The organism is Flavobacterium sedimenticola, from assembly GCF_030053345.1.
GTDB classification, from domain to species: Bacteria; Bacteroidota; Bacteroidia; order Flavobacteriales; family Flavobacteriaceae; genus Flavobacterium; species Flavobacterium sedimenticola.
Window position 1 is genome coordinate 797,892 of the sequence record NZ_JASGBP010000001.1, and the last position, 16,099, is coordinate 813,990.

A 16,099-nucleotide genomic window follows, 5' to 3' on the forward strand; every position below is an offset into this window, starting at 1 on the left:
ATTCCGGCGATTGAAAATTTTGCATAAATTTAACATTCGAAGTATAAAGTATAAGCACAAAATTAAATTTTTTAACCTAAACAAAACGTATGAAAACAATTTACAAAAAGTTGTTATTTTTATTCTTGCTACTACCGTTTGGAGCTATCGCACAGAGTGCTTTGAGTGGGGTTGTAGTTGACGGAAAGTCAAAACAACCATTGCCGGGAGTAAATGTAATTGTTCAAGGTGCGCAAAACAGCACCTCAACTGATTTTGACGGGAAGTTTCAATTGAATGGTCTGAAAAATGGAGACAAAGTGGTCTTTTCATTTATTGGTTATGATTCAAAAACAGTGACTTTCAGCGGCCAAAAATCGGTTAATGTTAGCCTTGATGAGAGCGCTAACCAACTACAAGAAGTGGTAGTACAAGTGGGTTACGGTACCGTTAAGAAAAAAGACGTAACCGGCTCTGTGGCTACTTTGACTACAAAAGACTTCAATAAAGGAACAAATGTAACCGCTGAAAATTTACTCAATGGTAGGATTGCCGGTGTTACAGTGAATTCCGGCGGAGGTGCTCCGGGTACCGGTTCACAGATAAGAATCAGAGGGGGATCATCTTTAAGTGCCTCAAATGATCCGTTAATTGTTATTGATGGTTTGCCAGTTACAAACTCAACTAATTCAGGGTCTACATCTATTTTGGCTGCATTGAATCCTAACGATATCGAAAGTTTTAATGTTTTAAAGGATGCTTCTGCCTCTGCGATTTATGGTTCCAGAGCTGCCAATGGTGTTATCATCATCAATACTAAAAAAGGATCCAAAAAATTTGGGGTAGAGTATAATTTTCAATATGGCTCAGGTAAGTTGTACAATCAAGTAGATGTGTTTAATGCCAAAGATTTCATTTCGCAAGTTGAAGCCAATACTATTAATGGAATTTTATCTGCAGGAAGCACCAATTTGTTGGGGGTTGATGATCCTAATACCTCTCTGACTGATGATTTGTCAACCCCGGGAATCATAGAAGGTCGAATTCTCTACAATACCGATTGGCAAAAAGCAATCTACAGGAGAACAGATTTTGTTGATAATTCATTAACAGTTAAAGGCTCTCTTTTCAATAGAATTCCTGCTAGGTTGACCATAGGTAATACTTACCAACAAGGATTAAGATTAACTAATCATTTCAACAGAAATACCGCTTCAGTTGTATTAAATCCTAATTTTTTCAACGATCATTTAAAGTTGCGATTTAATGCAAACTTTGCCAATGAAAATAATCGTTTTGCTGATGGAGTAGAAGGGACGGCCATTAGATTTGATCCGACTAAGCCAATTTACGATGCAAGTTCGCCTTATGATGGTTTTTTTGAATACAGAAACGGAAATACTACTGCCGATTTCTTAAATCAAGTGCCAAGAAACCCTGTTGCTCAGTTAAGACAGACATACGATACAGGGATGAACAATAGAGTGTTAGGAAATTTTGAAATCGATTATAAATTTCACTTCTTTCCTGATTTGAGAGCTGTTGTTAACCTGGGATTTGACGAAGCTAATGGCGAAAGAACTCGTAAAGTTGGAACCACTGCTTTGACAGGATTTATCAACGGGAATACCCTCTACGGAACTAATGAATATTCGGAAGCCACCAGAAGAAACAAGCTGTTAGATGCTTATTTTGTTTACAATAAAAAATTTAATAAAATTAATTTTGAGTTGACCACAGGTTATTCGTATCAAAAATTCCAAGTGTATGGTTACAATACATTTAACGTAAATAACCCAACGGCTCAGCCACCAAGAGCATTTGCTAATCCAGACGAGGTTTTATTAGGCTTTTTTGGTAGAACAAACATCTCAATCAATGACAAGTACTTGTTTACTTTCTCATTGAGAAGAGATGGTAGTTCAAGATTCAGTGATGCAAATAGATGGCTTAATTCTCCCGCAGCGGCGTTTGCATGGAGATTTGGACAAGACTTATTCAAAGATTCAAAAGTGGTGAGCGATATGAAATTGCGTTTGGGTTGGGGAGTTACCGGACAACAAGATATCCCGGTTGGCGATTTCTATCTTGAAAGATACAACGTCGGAGATCCAAATTCACAATACTATTTTGCTTCATCACCTTATCCGGTCGGAATTCCGGCACCAAGAAATCCGAACTTGAAATGGGAATCAACCACAACTTATAATTTAGGTTTGGATTATGGTCTTTTCGATGACAGAATTACGGGTGCTATAGATGCTTTCTATAAAAAGACTAATGATTTGTATTTTGGAGATACACCCTATGCCGATGGAAGTAACTTTTCTAACTCGGGTCCGGCTAATATCGGAAGTTTCTCCACAAAAGGTATCGAATTCAGTTTGAACGCCGATGTAATTAAAAGAGATAATCTGAATTGGAATATTAATTTCAACGCAACCAAATTTGAAAGACGTATCGATGAACTACCGGCTGGCTCTGATGTGTTCTTTGGTCAAGCCGGAGGAACCGGAGGAACCGTGCAAATTCATAGAGAAGGTTATACACCGGGTTCATTCTTTGTCTACAAACAATTATACAGTACTGATGGTTCACCAATTGAAGGTGCCTTTGCCGACTTAAACGGAGACGGAATTATTAATGGTGATGACCGTTATATTTACAAAAACCCGGATCCGGATTTAGTACTTGGATTTGCATCTAGTTTTAATTACAAAAACCTTGACTTCTCATTTAACATGAGAGCCAATTTAGGGAACCGAATTTACAATGCATTGAAAGCCAACAGAGCCTACAGAGCCTTATTAAAACCGGATGCTGAACTAGGAAATGTTTTGACTAGTGTTTTAGACACCAACTTTACCAACGTTAATGGTGAAAATGTAATTTCGGATATTTATATTGAAAACGGATCATTTTTGAGAATGGATAACATTACAGTTGGTTATACTTTCCCTAAATGGTTAGACGGGAAGGCCTCATTACGATTATTTACAGGTGTTCAAAATGCCTTTATCATAACAGATTATGATGGTTTAGATCCCGAAATTAATAATGGTAGAGATGATACTATTTATCCGAGACAGCGTCAGTTTTTATTTGGTGCTAACGTAAAATTTTAAATAAAAAACTATGAAAAAAATTAAGTATAACATAATGCTGATTGCAGGAGTTTTTGCTCTTGTAATGAGTTCGTGTACCGATGATTTAGATGTTAAAAGTGATGATCCTTTAGTGTTTTTATCCGATGAGTTTTTTGAACAGCCTGATGCATACCGACAAGGATTAGCAGGGGTTTACGGAAACTTGTCTTTAACAGGTACTACCGGAGCCGGTTCCTCGAATATTCAAGGAATTGATGCCGGAACGAGTCAATACGGAAGATGTCTGTGGTATTTAGAAAATCTCTCCACAGACGAAGTAATTTGGAGCTATGAAAATGACCCGGGAACAAGAGAAATTCAAAGAAACATTTGGACGGCTTCAAACCCAATTTTTAGAGGGATGTTTGGTAGAGGGATGTTTCAAGTAGCACTTGTAAATGAATACCTGAGACAAACTACTGCCGATAAATTGGCCTCAAGAGGGGTTACGGATCAAGCTCAGATTAGTGAAATTAATGATTTCAGAAATGAAGTCAGAGTATTGAGAGCATTGGCTTATTATCATTTGATGGATTTGTTTGGAAAAGCGGCGTATAATGATGAGAACTCAGCTTTAGGAGTTGCTGGACCGGAATATAACAGACAACAACTTTTTGATTACATCGAAAGCGAGTTGAATGAAGTGATACCTTCTTTGAAAGCACCACGCACTAATGAATACGGAAGAGTTGACCAAGCTGTTGCGCGTATGATTTTGGCTAAAATGTATCTCAACGCCCAAGTCTACATAGGACAAGACCGTTATGCGGATTGCGTTACACAATGCAATCAAATTATTGCCGGAGGTTATACTCTTAACCCGACTTATTTGAACAATTTCAAAGCCGACAATCATACTTCTTCAGAAATGATTTTTACATTACAATCTGATGGTATTGCGACTCAAAACTATGGTCCGACAACGGTAATGGTAAACGGTCAAGTAGGTTCTATCGAACAAAACGGTGTTTCTCTTGGAGTTGGTTCCGGTGGCTGGGGAGGAGCATTACGTTTGAGAAAGCAGTTTGTTCAAAAATTTGACGGTAGTGATTTTGATAATGATACCCGCAAAACTATTATTTCCGGAGTAAGAGATATCGAAATTAGTGATATTGCAAACAGAGACCAAGGTTATATTTTGGCAAAATTCTCTAACAGAACTTCAGCGGGTATTGCAGGTCCAAACTCAACTTTTGTGGACACTGATTTTCCATTATTCCGATTGGCAGATGTGTATTTGATGTACGCGGAATGTGCCGCAAGAGGTGCTGCAGGAGCCACCATGTCACAAGCTGTAACTTATGTTAATTCACTCAGAGAAAGAGCAAATAGCGGTAGTACAGCAGCTAACATTTCGGCAAATGAACTCACATTGGATTTTATTTTGGATGAAAGATCAAGAGAGTTGCATTGGGAAGGTCACAGAAGACAAGACTTAATTCGCTTTGGTAAGTATACCGGAGGTAGTTACAATTGGGCATGGAAAGGAAATGGGTCTAATGGAATCGCTATTTCAGCCAACCTTGCATTATACCCGATTCCAACGGCTTCTTTGGCGGCCAACCCTAACCTAACTCAAAATCCAGGCTATTAAAAACATTATAAACTATAAATTACAAAAGAAATGAAAAATATATTTAGAAACATTTTAGCTGTGGCACTAATAAGTGGTTTTGCTTCTTGTACAGATGAACAAGATTTAAAATTTTTAGACAATGCCGCTGAGTTTAAAATTCTTTCTCCGGTATCGGGAGAAGGTGTAGTCTTAAGTCCGGAAACACCAACCAATCCTGGTTTATCCATGACATGGGAAGATATGGATTATGGTACTCCGACTCAAGTAACTTACACCGTACAAGTCGATAAATCAGGAGATAATTTTGATACGCCATTCGATTTAGTGAGTACTAATAATACTTATGTAACGGTAACTTCTGATGCTTTGAACGGTGCTACTTTAGCCGTTGGATTAACACCTTTTACTCAAGGTGGACTCGAAATCAGAGTAAAGTCAACAGTAGGTCAACCGGCCAGCGAAGAGAAGTTTTCAGATGTTATAACCTATTTAGTAACTCCGTATTCATCTGAATTGCCAAAATTAGCCGTTCCGGGTAATCACCAAGGATGGAACCCTCCAACAGCACCAAGAATTGCCTCTTCTGCTTTCGGTCAAACCGATTATGAAGGGTATATTTGGTTAGACGGTGGATTCAAGTTTGTTGGTCCGGATCCATCAGGAAACTTCAACTGGGGGAACACTGATTGGGGCGATGACGGATCATTCTCTGGTGTTTTAGTAGAATCAGGAGAGTCAGATTGTACCGCTACAGCCGGCTATTACCGAGTAAGAGCCAATACCACTACGTTGCTTTACACTGTTGAACCAACCACTTGGGGTATTGTAGGCGCTGCAACTCCGGGAGGATGGGATAACAGTACAGCATTGACCTATAATGCTTCAACTCAAAAATGGGAAGGTGTTGTTACGTTATCAGCAGGGGAGTTTAAATTCAGAGCGAATAACGCCTGGACAATCAATTTTGGTGGAGATCCGGACGGAGACGGTTCTATGAATTATGATGGTCCGAATTTGTCTGTGGACGCCGGTGGTACGTATAATGTAGTTTTGGACTTAAGTAATCCAAGACAATATACCTACTCCGTTACACTTCAATAAAAGAATAAACAATTAAAAAAGGGTTTCCTTTGGAGACCCTTTTTTTTAAATTTAAGGCTATGAAAAAAGTTTTTTTATGCATTTTAGTCGGTTTAATAACCAACTCAATCTTTGCCCAGGTTTCTTGGCAAGGGGGTTCTAATCCCGATCAAACAGCTTCCGCAACCATTTTATTTGACAAGTCTACCACACCTTTGTCTTCCTACAGCGGGACAATTTATGCTCATACAGGTGTTACCCTTAACGGAACCCCTTGGCAAAATGTGATTGGTTCTTGGGGAAATAATACGACCCAACCCGCATTAACTTTAGTTTCGGGAAGTATTTACAAATTAGATTTGACACCAACAATAATGGCTTTCTATGGTCTCGGATCCGGTTCCGTTACCAAGATTAATATGGTGTTCAGAAATGCAGTAGGAAATGCACAAACAGCTGATTTGACATTAGATGTTGGTGCTTTTCAAGCGGCTTTGCTGACTCCCAATGAAGGCAGTAATACTATCATTAACAGTGGTCAAAATTTAACGATAACGGCTTCCAACACTAACGGAACAGCGAATTATAATTTGTTGGCTAACGGCGTAAGTATTAATACGTTTTCCGGAACAAGTTATAGTTATACCGATACTAACATAACGGTAAATAAAACGTACGAGTTACAAATTACTCAAGGAAGTACATTTTTCTCAAAATCTTTCGGAGTTATCGTAAATGCCGGAACAGTTAATCAGGCAATGGCAGGAGGATTAGAGGACGGTATTAATTACAATACTTCCGACAACACTAAGGCTACATTAGTTTTAGATGCTCCGGGGAAAGACTTTGTTTACGTTGCCGGAAGTTTTAATAACTGGCAACCCGGAACCGATTATTTAATGCGCAAAGACCCTTCAACCGGAAAGTTTTGGTTAGAACTCACAGGATTAACGGCCGGCCAAAACTATACCTATCAGTATTGGGTGGTCGATGCAACTCCTACCGCCAATTCACCAGCGGTGGTAAAAACAGCGGATCCATATTCTACGTTGGTCTTATCACCTTTTGATGATCCCTACATTTCTCCGGCCAGTTATCCAAACTTACCGGCATACCCTTCAGGACAACAACGGGAAGTTACAGTATTGAAAACCGGTCAAGTACCGTACAATTGGAGCACAGCCACGACTAATTTCGTGAAACCAAAAAAAGAGGATTTAATCGTTTACGAAGTTTTAATTCGCGATTTCGATGCCGATAGAAACTATCAGGATTTAATTGATAAAATTGACTATTTTAAAAATTTAAAAGTAAATGCGATTCAGTTAATGCCTGTGATGGAGTATGAAGGCAACGAAAGTTGGGGATACAATACATCATTCCATATGGCTTTAGATAAATTTTATGGTACGGCCGACAAGTTCAAAGAGTTTATCGATTTATGCCACCAAAACGGTATCGCTGTGATTCTTGACGTGGCACTAAATCATGCCTTCGGAAGAAATCCGATGGTGAGAATGTGGATGAAAGATCCGGATGGCGACGGATGGGGTGATCCTGCTGCTGACAATCCTTATTTTAATGAGTTTGCAAGACATAGTTATGGAGTTGGAGCCGACTTTAATCACTCCCAAGCCAGAACAAAATACTTTACTAAAAGGGTAGTAAAACAATGGATTCAAGAATTTAAAATTGACGGTTTCCGTTGGGATTTAACGAAAGGATTTACGCAAGCTTGCTCTTCCGGAGATGATGCATGTACCAATTCTTATCAGAGTGATCGCGTTGCTGTTCTGAAAGAGTATGCCGATTATTCATGGTCGCTCGACCCAACCCATTATGTGATTTTTGAACATTTGGGTGCTGATAACGAGGAACAACAGTGGGCTAATTACCGTATCAATGAAACGCCAAGCAAAGGGGTTATGATGTGGGGCGAATTGCATGAAGCCTATAAGCAATTAATCATGGGGTATTCTACCAATGCCGATATTACCAGAATGGGTCACGTGAGCAGAGGTTTTACCGCTAAAAGGCTATTGGGTTACCCTGAAAGTCATGATAAAGACAGATTGGTTTATGAAGCTGTGACTTATGGTAACGGTGGAGGAACCGCACCGCCACTTAACAATTTAAACAATGCAGTTCCAAGAATGTCAGCTATCGGTGCCTTGTCAATCTTAGTGCCGGGACCCAAAATGATTTGGCATTTTGGCGCTTTAGGGATGAATAATTCAATCTATACGTGTAATAATGGTACTGTAAACACAGAATCAGATACTACGCCGGGCGACTGTAAATTAGACACCAAACCACAGCCGCAGTGGACAAATAATTGGTTAACAATGACTACACCAAACCGTCAGCAGGTTTATAACGATTGGAAACGTTTGATTCAACTTAAAATTACTGAGCCGGTTTTCGAAGGTGATTACGCTATCAGTCCGGATGGAAATAATATCAGACAAAGAATTTACGTGTACGACAATGCTTTGCCTGCCAATACATTGAAAAATGTGGTAGTGATTGCCAATATGTCGGTGGCGAGTCAGAATGTTAACCCGAGTTTCCCTTACACGGGAACATGGTACAATTTGATGGATAATACTCCTTTCACTGTAACCAATACTACCGCGACCATTACTCTGGCTCCCGGAACATTCAGAGTATTCGGGAATCAACCGGCTACTTTAAGTAATGACGAATTCAATGCGGTGGCTAATGTGAGCTTGTATCCTAATCCAACTTCGGGTAGTTTTTCTATTGCAGGCTCGGTGGCAAAGGTAGAGGTGTATTCTATCACCGGTCAATTGGTAAAATCATTTGACAATATTACGTCAGAAGATTATCAGTTTGACATTAACGACTTAAACAGAGGTGTGTATTTGGTAAAAGCGTTCGACGCCAACAACAATACCAAAACCATGAAAGTCATCAAACAATAAGGTTAGATTAGTTATATAATTAAGGGCAAGAGCCGCGTTTTCAATAACGCGGCTTTTGTTTTTTATAAAAAAATTCCCCTTAAATTTTTTTTGTAAGTCTCGTGCGTTGTATTTTTGAGGTATGAAAAAACCGCGAAAGGCCATCATAGTCAAGATTTTAAAGATCACTGGAATCTCTCTGGGGACTGTTCTGCTTTTGATGTTTTTGATTCCGATTCTGTTTCCCGGGAAAATTGCCGAAGAAGTCAAGGTTTTTGCCAATAAAAAACTTAACGGAAAACTGAATTTCAAAGAAGCCAATTTGTCTTTTTTTAATCATTTTCCGTCTTTAACGTTAACCCTTACCGACTTTTCACTCAAAGGATCGGCGCCTTTCCAAAAAGAAACCTTGGTATCCGCTAATGATATCTCGTTTGGAATCAATATCAAATCACTTATTTTCGACAATACAGTGATTATAGATGAAATTTATGTGTCAAAAGCTCTTATGAATGTTCGGGTGAATGAAAAAGGGGAAGCCAATTATAATGTGTATGTCGCCGAAGAAGAGACCAAAGCCAAAGACACCACTGGTTCTACTTCGCTAAGATTGAATCGTATCGCCATCGAAAACAGTCACCTGGTTTACGATGACAAATCGACCAAAATACGTATCGATGCCAAAGGATTTAATTATGTGGGCAACGGCGATTTAGACCAAGCCATATTTGATATTTATACCGAAGCCGAAATCGAGGCGTTCGATTTTACCTATGATGGGCAGCAATACCTTAAGAATAAAAGAGTCAAAGCCGATTTAATTACCAAAATCAATACCAATTCCTTGGCCTTTGTTTTTCAGCAAAACAATTTAAAAATCAACAAACTGCCGGTGGAATTCAACGGAAAATTCGACTTCCTGAGCAATGGGTATGATATGGATTTTAATATCAAATCCGAAGACAGTAAACTCAACGATTTTTTCACCGCTTTGCCGCCGGCCTATGTTACTTGGCTCGAAAAAACCAAAGTCAAAGGACGAACCGATTTGTCGTTTACACTCAAAGGAAAATACATCGCTTCAGTGAACCAAAAACCCGATGTGGCTTTCCATATGAAAATTCGAGACGGATTAATCGAATACAAAGACGCACCCTTTCCGGTGTCGAATATCTTCTTGAATTTTGATACGCAATTGCCTTCTTTGGATACCGAAAAACTAAAAGTCAATATCGATTCGGTTTTCTTTAATGTCGATAAAGATTACGTAAAGGCCATCATCAAAACCGAAGGATTGTCAACGCCAACGATTAAAGCCCGAATCCATTCCAAAATAGATTTGGCACAAATGGACAAAGCATTCGGATTGCAAAACATGGATTTGCGCGGTATCTTACAAATGGATATCCTGTCGAACGGAGTTTATGATAAAAAGAAGAACAAAATACCGGTAACCCACGGTAAAATCAATTTCCGAAACGGCTATGTAAAAACCGATTACTATCCCAATCCGATTCAGAAAATTAATGTCATCGCCACAATTCTAGATAAAAAGGGCTCGCTCGACGATCTCAGCATTCATATTACACCGGCTTCTTTGGAGTTCGAAGGCAAACCGATTTACGTCAATGCCAAACTGCGTAATTTCGAAAACATTCAATACGATATGAAAGCCAAAGGCGAACTCGATTTGGGCAAAATATACCGTGTCTTTTCTCAAAAAGGACTCGACTTAGAAGGCTATATCCATGCCGACGTGGCATTCAAAGGATCACAGGACGATGCGGTAAACGGCAGGTATCACAAGCTGCAAAATCAAGGTACGCTAAAACTTCGCAATATTAAAACCACTTCCGAGTATTTGCCGAAACCGTTTGTGATTAAAGAAGGTACTTTTGCGTTCCGTCAGGATAAGATGAGTTTCAACGATTTTGTTGCTGCATACGGTCAATCCGATTTTAAAATGAACGGCTACCTGCAAAATGTCATCGATTTTGTATTGACCGACAAAGCCGTTCTCAAAGGCAACTTCCAATTGCATTCGGACTATATCAATGTCGATGAGTTTATGATGCCGGTGGCATCAACTGCTGTAACCGATTCGACAAAAACTACCGAACCCGCTGTTGCTTCAGGAGTTGTGGTAATACCTGCTAATTTCGACTTGCAGTTTAATGCTACTGCAAACAAGATTAACTTTGACGGTTTGACTATCGATAATCTTAAAGGCAATATGACCCTTAACAAAGGACAATTAGGACTGAAACAATCGGGTTTTGAAATGGTTGGCGCCAAAGTCACTATGGATTTGGCTTACGGGAGTCAGTCGCCTGAAAAAGCCTTTTTCGATTTTAAAATTGCAGCCAAAGAGTTTGATGTGAAACGCGCCTACAACGAAGTCAAACTGTTCCGTGAAATGGCCACTGCAGCCGAGAGTGCCGAAGGCATTATCTCATTAGACTATCAATTGGCCGGAATCCTCAATGCCGAGATGATGCCGATTTATCCTTCACTTACCGGCGCCGGTACCTTATCGGTTAAAAAAGTCAAAATGAAAGGCTTTAAAATGTTTGGCGTGGTGAGTAAAAAAACCGGAAAAGAAGCTATTAAAAATCCCGATTTATCGCAGGTAGACATCAAAACCAAAATCAAAAATAACATCATCAATATTGAGCGTTTCAAATTTAAAGTGGCCGGTTTTCGCCCGAGAATAGAAGGACAAACCAGCTTCGACGGTCAATTGAATATCAAAATGCGATTGGGCTTACCACCGTTTGGCCTCCTCGGCATTCCCATTAAAATTACCGGTACCCAAGATGAACCCAAAGTGCGTTTGGGTAAGCAAACCGAAGACTTGCAGGAAACCGAATACGAAGGCGAGGTGCCGCAACCAATTTCTACCCAACCACAACCGAATTAGTAGGTTTGAAAGTGTATCTTTGCACTAATTAATTCAGTACTTTTTTACTATGAGTAATGCAGTTTCGGGCTTTTCTAAATTGTCCAAAGAAGAAAAAATCAATTGGATTGCCCAACAATATTTCAGCCAACCTGAAGTAGCGGTTGCTACACTAAAGCAATATTGGAACAGCGATACCCAATTGCAACAGCTTCACGATGAATTTATAGAAAATACGATATCCAATTTTTACCTTCCGCTGGGCATTGCGCCTAACTTTCTGATTAACGACCGCTATTATTCGGTACCGATGGTTATTGAGGAAAGTTCGGTGGTTGCAGCCGCAGCCAAGTCGGCTAAATTTTGGAGTACTCGAGGCGGATTCAAAGCCACGGTTATAAACACTGAAAAAATAGGACAGGTTCACTTTTTGTTTTCGGGAGAGGCAGACAAGTTACAGGCTTTCTTCCGTTCCGTAAAGCCGGCTTTATTGAATGCCACAGAAAGCATTACTAAAAATATGCAAAAAAGGGGTGGCGGCATCGTATCGTTAACCCTTCGCGATAAGACTGCCGATTTGCCTCAGTATTACCAACTCCATGTGACTTTTGAAACCAAAGACAGCATGGGTGCTAATTTTATCAATTCGTGCTTGGAACAATTAGCTAAAACACTACGAGAGGAAGCACAAAAATATGCCGAATTCAGTGAGGCCGAAAAAGACATTACGGTTGTGATGAGCATACTGTCTAATTTTGTCCCGAATTGCCTGGTTCGTGCCGAAGTATCTTGTCCGGTAGAAGATTTGGCCGAAAAGAAAATCGAGAATCCGCAACTGTTTGCCGAAAAATTTATACAAGCGGTTCGCATTGCCGAAATCGAACCGTATCGAGCGGTAACGCATAATAAAGGTATCATGAACGGTGTAGACGCCGTAGTATTGGCAACCGGTAACGATTTTCGAGCCGTAGAAGCCGGAGTACACGCCTATGCTTCTAAAAACGGGACGTATTCGAGTTTGTCACATGCCAAAATTGAAAACGGTATTTTTAGTTTTTGGATGGAAATCCCGTTAGCATTAGGTACCGTTGGCGGATTGACTTCTTTGCATCCGATGGTGAAAATGGCTTTGGAAATTTTAGGCAAGCCATCGGCACAAGAATTAATGCAGATTGTAGCCGTTACCGGATTGGCTCAGAATTTTGCGGCACTACGTTCGCTAACCACTACGGGTATTCAGGAAGGACACATGAAAATGCATTTGAATAACATATTAAACCAATACCAAGCCACCCCGGAAGAGCGAAAAGCCATCACCACCCATTTTCAAAACCATACCGTGTCGCATGCATCGGTGGTAGAATTGATTGAAAATTTAAGAAAATAAAACTGTATCTCTCGAGGATTTCAGGGAAACCAATAGCATGAAACAACGCTTTTACAGTAACGGAAAATTACTCATCACCGGCGAGTATGTCGTGCTCGATGGCGCCAAAGCTTTTGCGTTGCCCACCAAGTTTGGTCAAAGTCTCCAGGTGGAAGAAGCATCCGGTAATCTCATTCATTGGACCAGCTATGACAGCGACGGCAGTATTTGGTTTGAAGATACTATTTCGTTTGCTTCGGTGATTCGAAAAGAACACGCCGATGAAACCGGAAATATCAAAAATACGCTGATTGATATTCTTCACGAAGCCTATTTGATGCATCCCGATTTTATAACCCAAGGCAATGGCTATCGCATTGCAACCGAACTCACCTTTCCCAAAAATTGGGGATTGGGTACGTCTTCCACTTTAATTAATAATGTGGCGCAATGGTTGCACATTGATGCTTTCGAATTGCTGCAGCGAAGTTTCGGCGGCAGCGGGTACGATATTGCTTGTGCGCAGAATAATTCAGGGATTTTGTACCAATTGGTTGATGACAAACCAATGGTAGAGTTGGTGGAATTTCATCCTGATTTTGCCGATAAAATCTTTTTTGTTTATCTCAATAAAAAGCAAAACAGCAAAGCCGCCATCGCGTCCTATTTTGGGAAACACGGCGCTATTTATAAAACCATTCCGGTAATCGATTCTTTGACTCAAGAAGTCATCGAAGCCCAACAACCCCAAGATTTTGCCAAGGCATTGGCTCAACACGAAATTGAACTGAGCAACATCCTTGAGTTGTCTACTGTGAAGGAAATGTTATTTGATGATTTTGACGGTGTTATTAAGAGTTTGGGGGCTTGGGGCGGCGATTTTGTACTCAGTATTTCCAAAGAAAATCCAACCGCTTACTTTAAGAGTAAAGGTTTTGAAACGGTCATTCCGTACCATGAGATGATATTGTAATAAAAAAAAAACCCGTTAGTGAATCTAACGGGTTTTTTTAAGTTGATTTTTTATCTTAATAAAAATTAGCTCTGTTGTCTACAATATCAGCATCGTCTCTCAAAGCTTGTAAAAAGCGTTGTGCATTGCTGATGGCTTGTGGCTTCATTTTATTGATGTAGTCAGTATACTTTTGAATAGCCGGTGCTTTGGTGGTGGCTTTAGTCACGACAACATAAACACCCGAATTGCCGTCGATAGGAGCAGAAACTTGTCCCGCTTTAGAAGCAAAAGCTGTACCTACCACTTTAGGCTCGTAACCGGCACCCGGAACAGCAGGATTTTCAATAGTTAAATCCACTGCATTCAAAACCGTAACTTTGTTAGAAGAAGCAATAGCCGCTAAAGAAGAACCTTTCATTTTTGCTTTAATCATTTCCGCTTTTTTCTTGTTCTTAAGGATGAACTCTACTTGCGGACGCGCTTCTTCCACCGACATTAAGCCTTTCTCGGTTACTTTTTTCAGTTTGGCAATAATATGACCCATATTAATCACTTCAAAACGCTTTACATCACCAATTTTGGTATCGTCAGCAAAAGCCCATTTCACGATTTGTCTTTGATTGTTTACAGCACCAAAACTTTCGTCAATCGCTTTTACACGAACCGATGGATTTACCGTTAACTTCATTTGCTTAGCTAAAGCAGCAAAATCTTTAGTAGCCGCATCCATTTCAAATTGAGTAGCTTGCGTATAGATTTTATTGTTGGTTGCTTCTGAGGGTTCAATTTTTTGGGCAATAGTAGCCAAACGAATAGCATCTTGTTTGTCCGTTACATTGATGATGTGGTAACCGAATTCAGTTTCTACCAAACCGATTTTTCCAACCGGATTGTTGAATACAAAGTCATTGAATGGTTTTACCATTTGACCCGGACTGAAATAACCCAAATCACCACCTTGTTGTGCAGAAGAATCATCAGAATTGGTTAAGGCCAACATCATAAATGAGCTCGGATTGGCTTGTGCTTGCGCGAACAAACCTTCTGCTTTGGCTTTGGCTTGTTCTTTGGTTCTTTTTTCTTTTTGGTTCGGAACCTGAGTGCCTTCCCAGCTAATTAAAATATGACTGGCTTTGGCTTTAGCGCTTGCTTTTCTGCCTAAGGCTTTAGAGATACAATAGTAGTTGGCAAACATATACGGGCCGTAGATTTCTCCGGCAGCCAAATTGAATAATTTATCAGCATGTTCGGCCGGTAAATCTTGTTTGGCAATATAAGAAGAATCATAAGGGATATCAGAGTTGCTGTTTACAAACTCGGCAATGTTGGTAGCCGAACGGAAGCCCGGAATGGTGTCGTTTTTACCGGTTTCTTTATTGTACGTAACACTTGGCACCAATAAACGATCCACGTTTTTCTTAATCTCAGCTTCATCTTCAGCAGATGGCTTTTCCTGAATCATTACATAATCCAATTCGCGTGTTTCTTCTGACTTGAATTTTTTCTCTTTGGTTTTCATGTAAGCCAAGATTTCTTCATCGGAAATTTTAACATCGCTGTCTTTGATAGAAGAAAAAGGAACCGTCACAAAGTCAAAACTTACTTTGTTGTTTTCGGCTTCGTACTTAAATTTACCTTCGGCATCGGTTACGTACATAGCGCCTTTGATTAAAGATGCATAGATATCGTATTTTGCACGCAATTCAGCGTTTTCTTCTCGTTGTTTGAAAGCGGTCATGCCTTCCGGATTGGATTTGAAATAATCCTCGAATTTTTTCTCGTCAAATTTACCGGCGGCATTTAAAAAAGCAGGGTTCTGACCGATATTCGGATCGGCTTTGAAAATTTCTACTATATGTTTTTTGCCGACACGCAAACCTAATTTTTCAAATTCTGCGGAAAGTAGGGCAATATCCACCTCGTTATTCCAGACTTGATTAGAAGCTTGTAAGGTAGATACCGGCTGACCGTTTTGTCCGCCTTTTTCCACTTCAGCAACTTTGATTCTGAAGTCTTCATAAGAAATATCTTTTCCATTTACGCTACCTACTTCTTTAGAGATGCTGTTAAAGCCTTTGGTAAACAAATCTTGCACCACGAAAGCTAACAAAGCAAATCCGATTGCTAATAAAAGTAATCCTGAGCGATTTCTAATTTTTGATAAAACTGCCATT

At 39.8% G+C, this 16,099-nt stretch carries 8 protein-coding genes; 7 read left to right on the top strand and 1 reads right to left on the bottom strand.

Features of this window, described 5'->3' with window-relative positions; genetic code table 11:
* The first annotated feature begins 89 nt into the window (after positions 1–89).
* The 7 genes from QHT84_RS03635 (at position 90) to QHT84_RS03665 (ending at position 13,943) form a co-directional block, all read left to right on the top strand.
* Positions 90–3,104, top strand: coding sequence for a SusC/RagA family TonB-linked outer membrane protein (locus QHT84_RS03635; protein ID WP_283238175.1), 3,015 nt, complete (start codon positions 90–92; stop codon positions 3,102–3,104).
* A gap of 10 nt (positions 3,105–3,114) precedes the next feature.
* A complete protein-coding gene (locus QHT84_RS03640) occupies positions 3,115–4,719 on the top strand; it encodes a RagB/SusD family nutrient uptake outer membrane protein (protein ID WP_283238176.1) in 1,605 nt (534 codons plus the stop codon).
* A 30-nt stretch (positions 4,720–4,749) separates the two neighbouring features.
* Positions 4,750–5,802 (top strand): SusE domain-containing protein, encoded by a 1,053-nt coding sequence (locus tag QHT84_RS03645; RefSeq protein ID WP_283238177.1) that lies wholly within the window; start codon positions 4,750–4,752, stop codon positions 5,800–5,802.
* Positions 5,803–5,861: 59 nt separating this feature from the next.
* The gene (locus QHT84_RS03650; RefSeq protein WP_283238178.1) at positions 5,862–8,726 is read left to right on the top strand and encodes an alpha-amylase family glycosyl hydrolase; all 2,865 of its coding nucleotides are present in this window, start codon (positions 5,862–5,864) and stop codon (positions 8,724–8,726) included.
* A 121-nt stretch (positions 8,727–8,847) separates the two neighbouring features.
* Positions 8,848–11,625: an AsmA family protein gene (locus QHT84_RS03655; protein WP_283238179.1), complete on the top strand. Its 2,778-nt coding sequence runs from the start codon at positions 8,848–8,850 to the stop codon at positions 11,623–11,625.
* Positions 11,626–11,674: 49 nt separating this feature from the next.
* A complete protein-coding gene (locus tag QHT84_RS03660) occupies positions 11,675–12,991 on the top strand; it encodes a hydroxymethylglutaryl-CoA reductase, degradative (protein WP_283238180.1) in 1,317 nt (438 codons plus the stop codon).
* Between the two features lie 37 nt (positions 12,992–13,028).
* Complete coding sequence (locus QHT84_RS03665; RefSeq protein ID WP_283238181.1) at positions 13,029–13,943, top strand: GYDIA family GHMP kinase; 915 nt, start codon at positions 13,029–13,031, stop codon at positions 13,941–13,943.
* Positions 13,944–13,998: 55 nt separating this feature from the next.
* On the opposite strand, the gene QHT84_RS03670 is transcribed toward QHT84_RS03665, so the two are convergent.
* The gene (locus tag QHT84_RS03670; protein ID WP_283238182.1) at positions 13,999–16,098 is read right to left on the bottom strand and encodes a peptidylprolyl isomerase; all 2,100 of its coding nucleotides are present in this window, start codon (positions 16,096–16,098) and stop codon (positions 13,999–14,001) included.
* Between the last annotated feature and the right edge of the window lies 1 nt (position 16,099).

Coding starts and splice junctions, on each gene's coding strand:
- QHT84_RS03635 (WP_283238175.1), top strand. CDS start 90: ATGAAAACAATTTACAAAAAGTTGTTATTTTTATTCTTGCTACTACCG.
- QHT84_RS03640 (WP_283238176.1), top strand. CDS start 3,115: ATGAAAAAAATTAAGTATAACATAATGCTGATTGCAGGAGTTTTTGCT.
- QHT84_RS03645 (WP_283238177.1), top strand. CDS start 4,750: ATGAAAAATATATTTAGAAACATTTTAGCTGTGGCACTAATAAGTGGT.
- QHT84_RS03650 (WP_283238178.1), top strand. CDS start 5,862: ATGAAAAAAGTTTTTTTATGCATTTTAGTCGGTTTAATAACCAACTCA.
- QHT84_RS03655 (WP_283238179.1), top strand. CDS start 8,848: ATGAAAAAACCGCGAAAGGCCATCATAGTCAAGATTTTAAAGATCACT.
- QHT84_RS03660 (WP_283238180.1), top strand. CDS start 11,675: ATGAGTAATGCAGTTTCGGGCTTTTCTAAATTGTCCAAAGAAGAAAAA.
- QHT84_RS03665 (WP_283238181.1), top strand. CDS start 13,029: ATGAAACAACGCTTTTACAGTAACGGAAAATTACTCATCACCGGCGAG.
- QHT84_RS03670 (WP_283238182.1), bottom strand. CDS start 16,098: ATGGCAGTTTTATCAAAAATTAGAAATCGCTCAGGATTACTTTTATTA.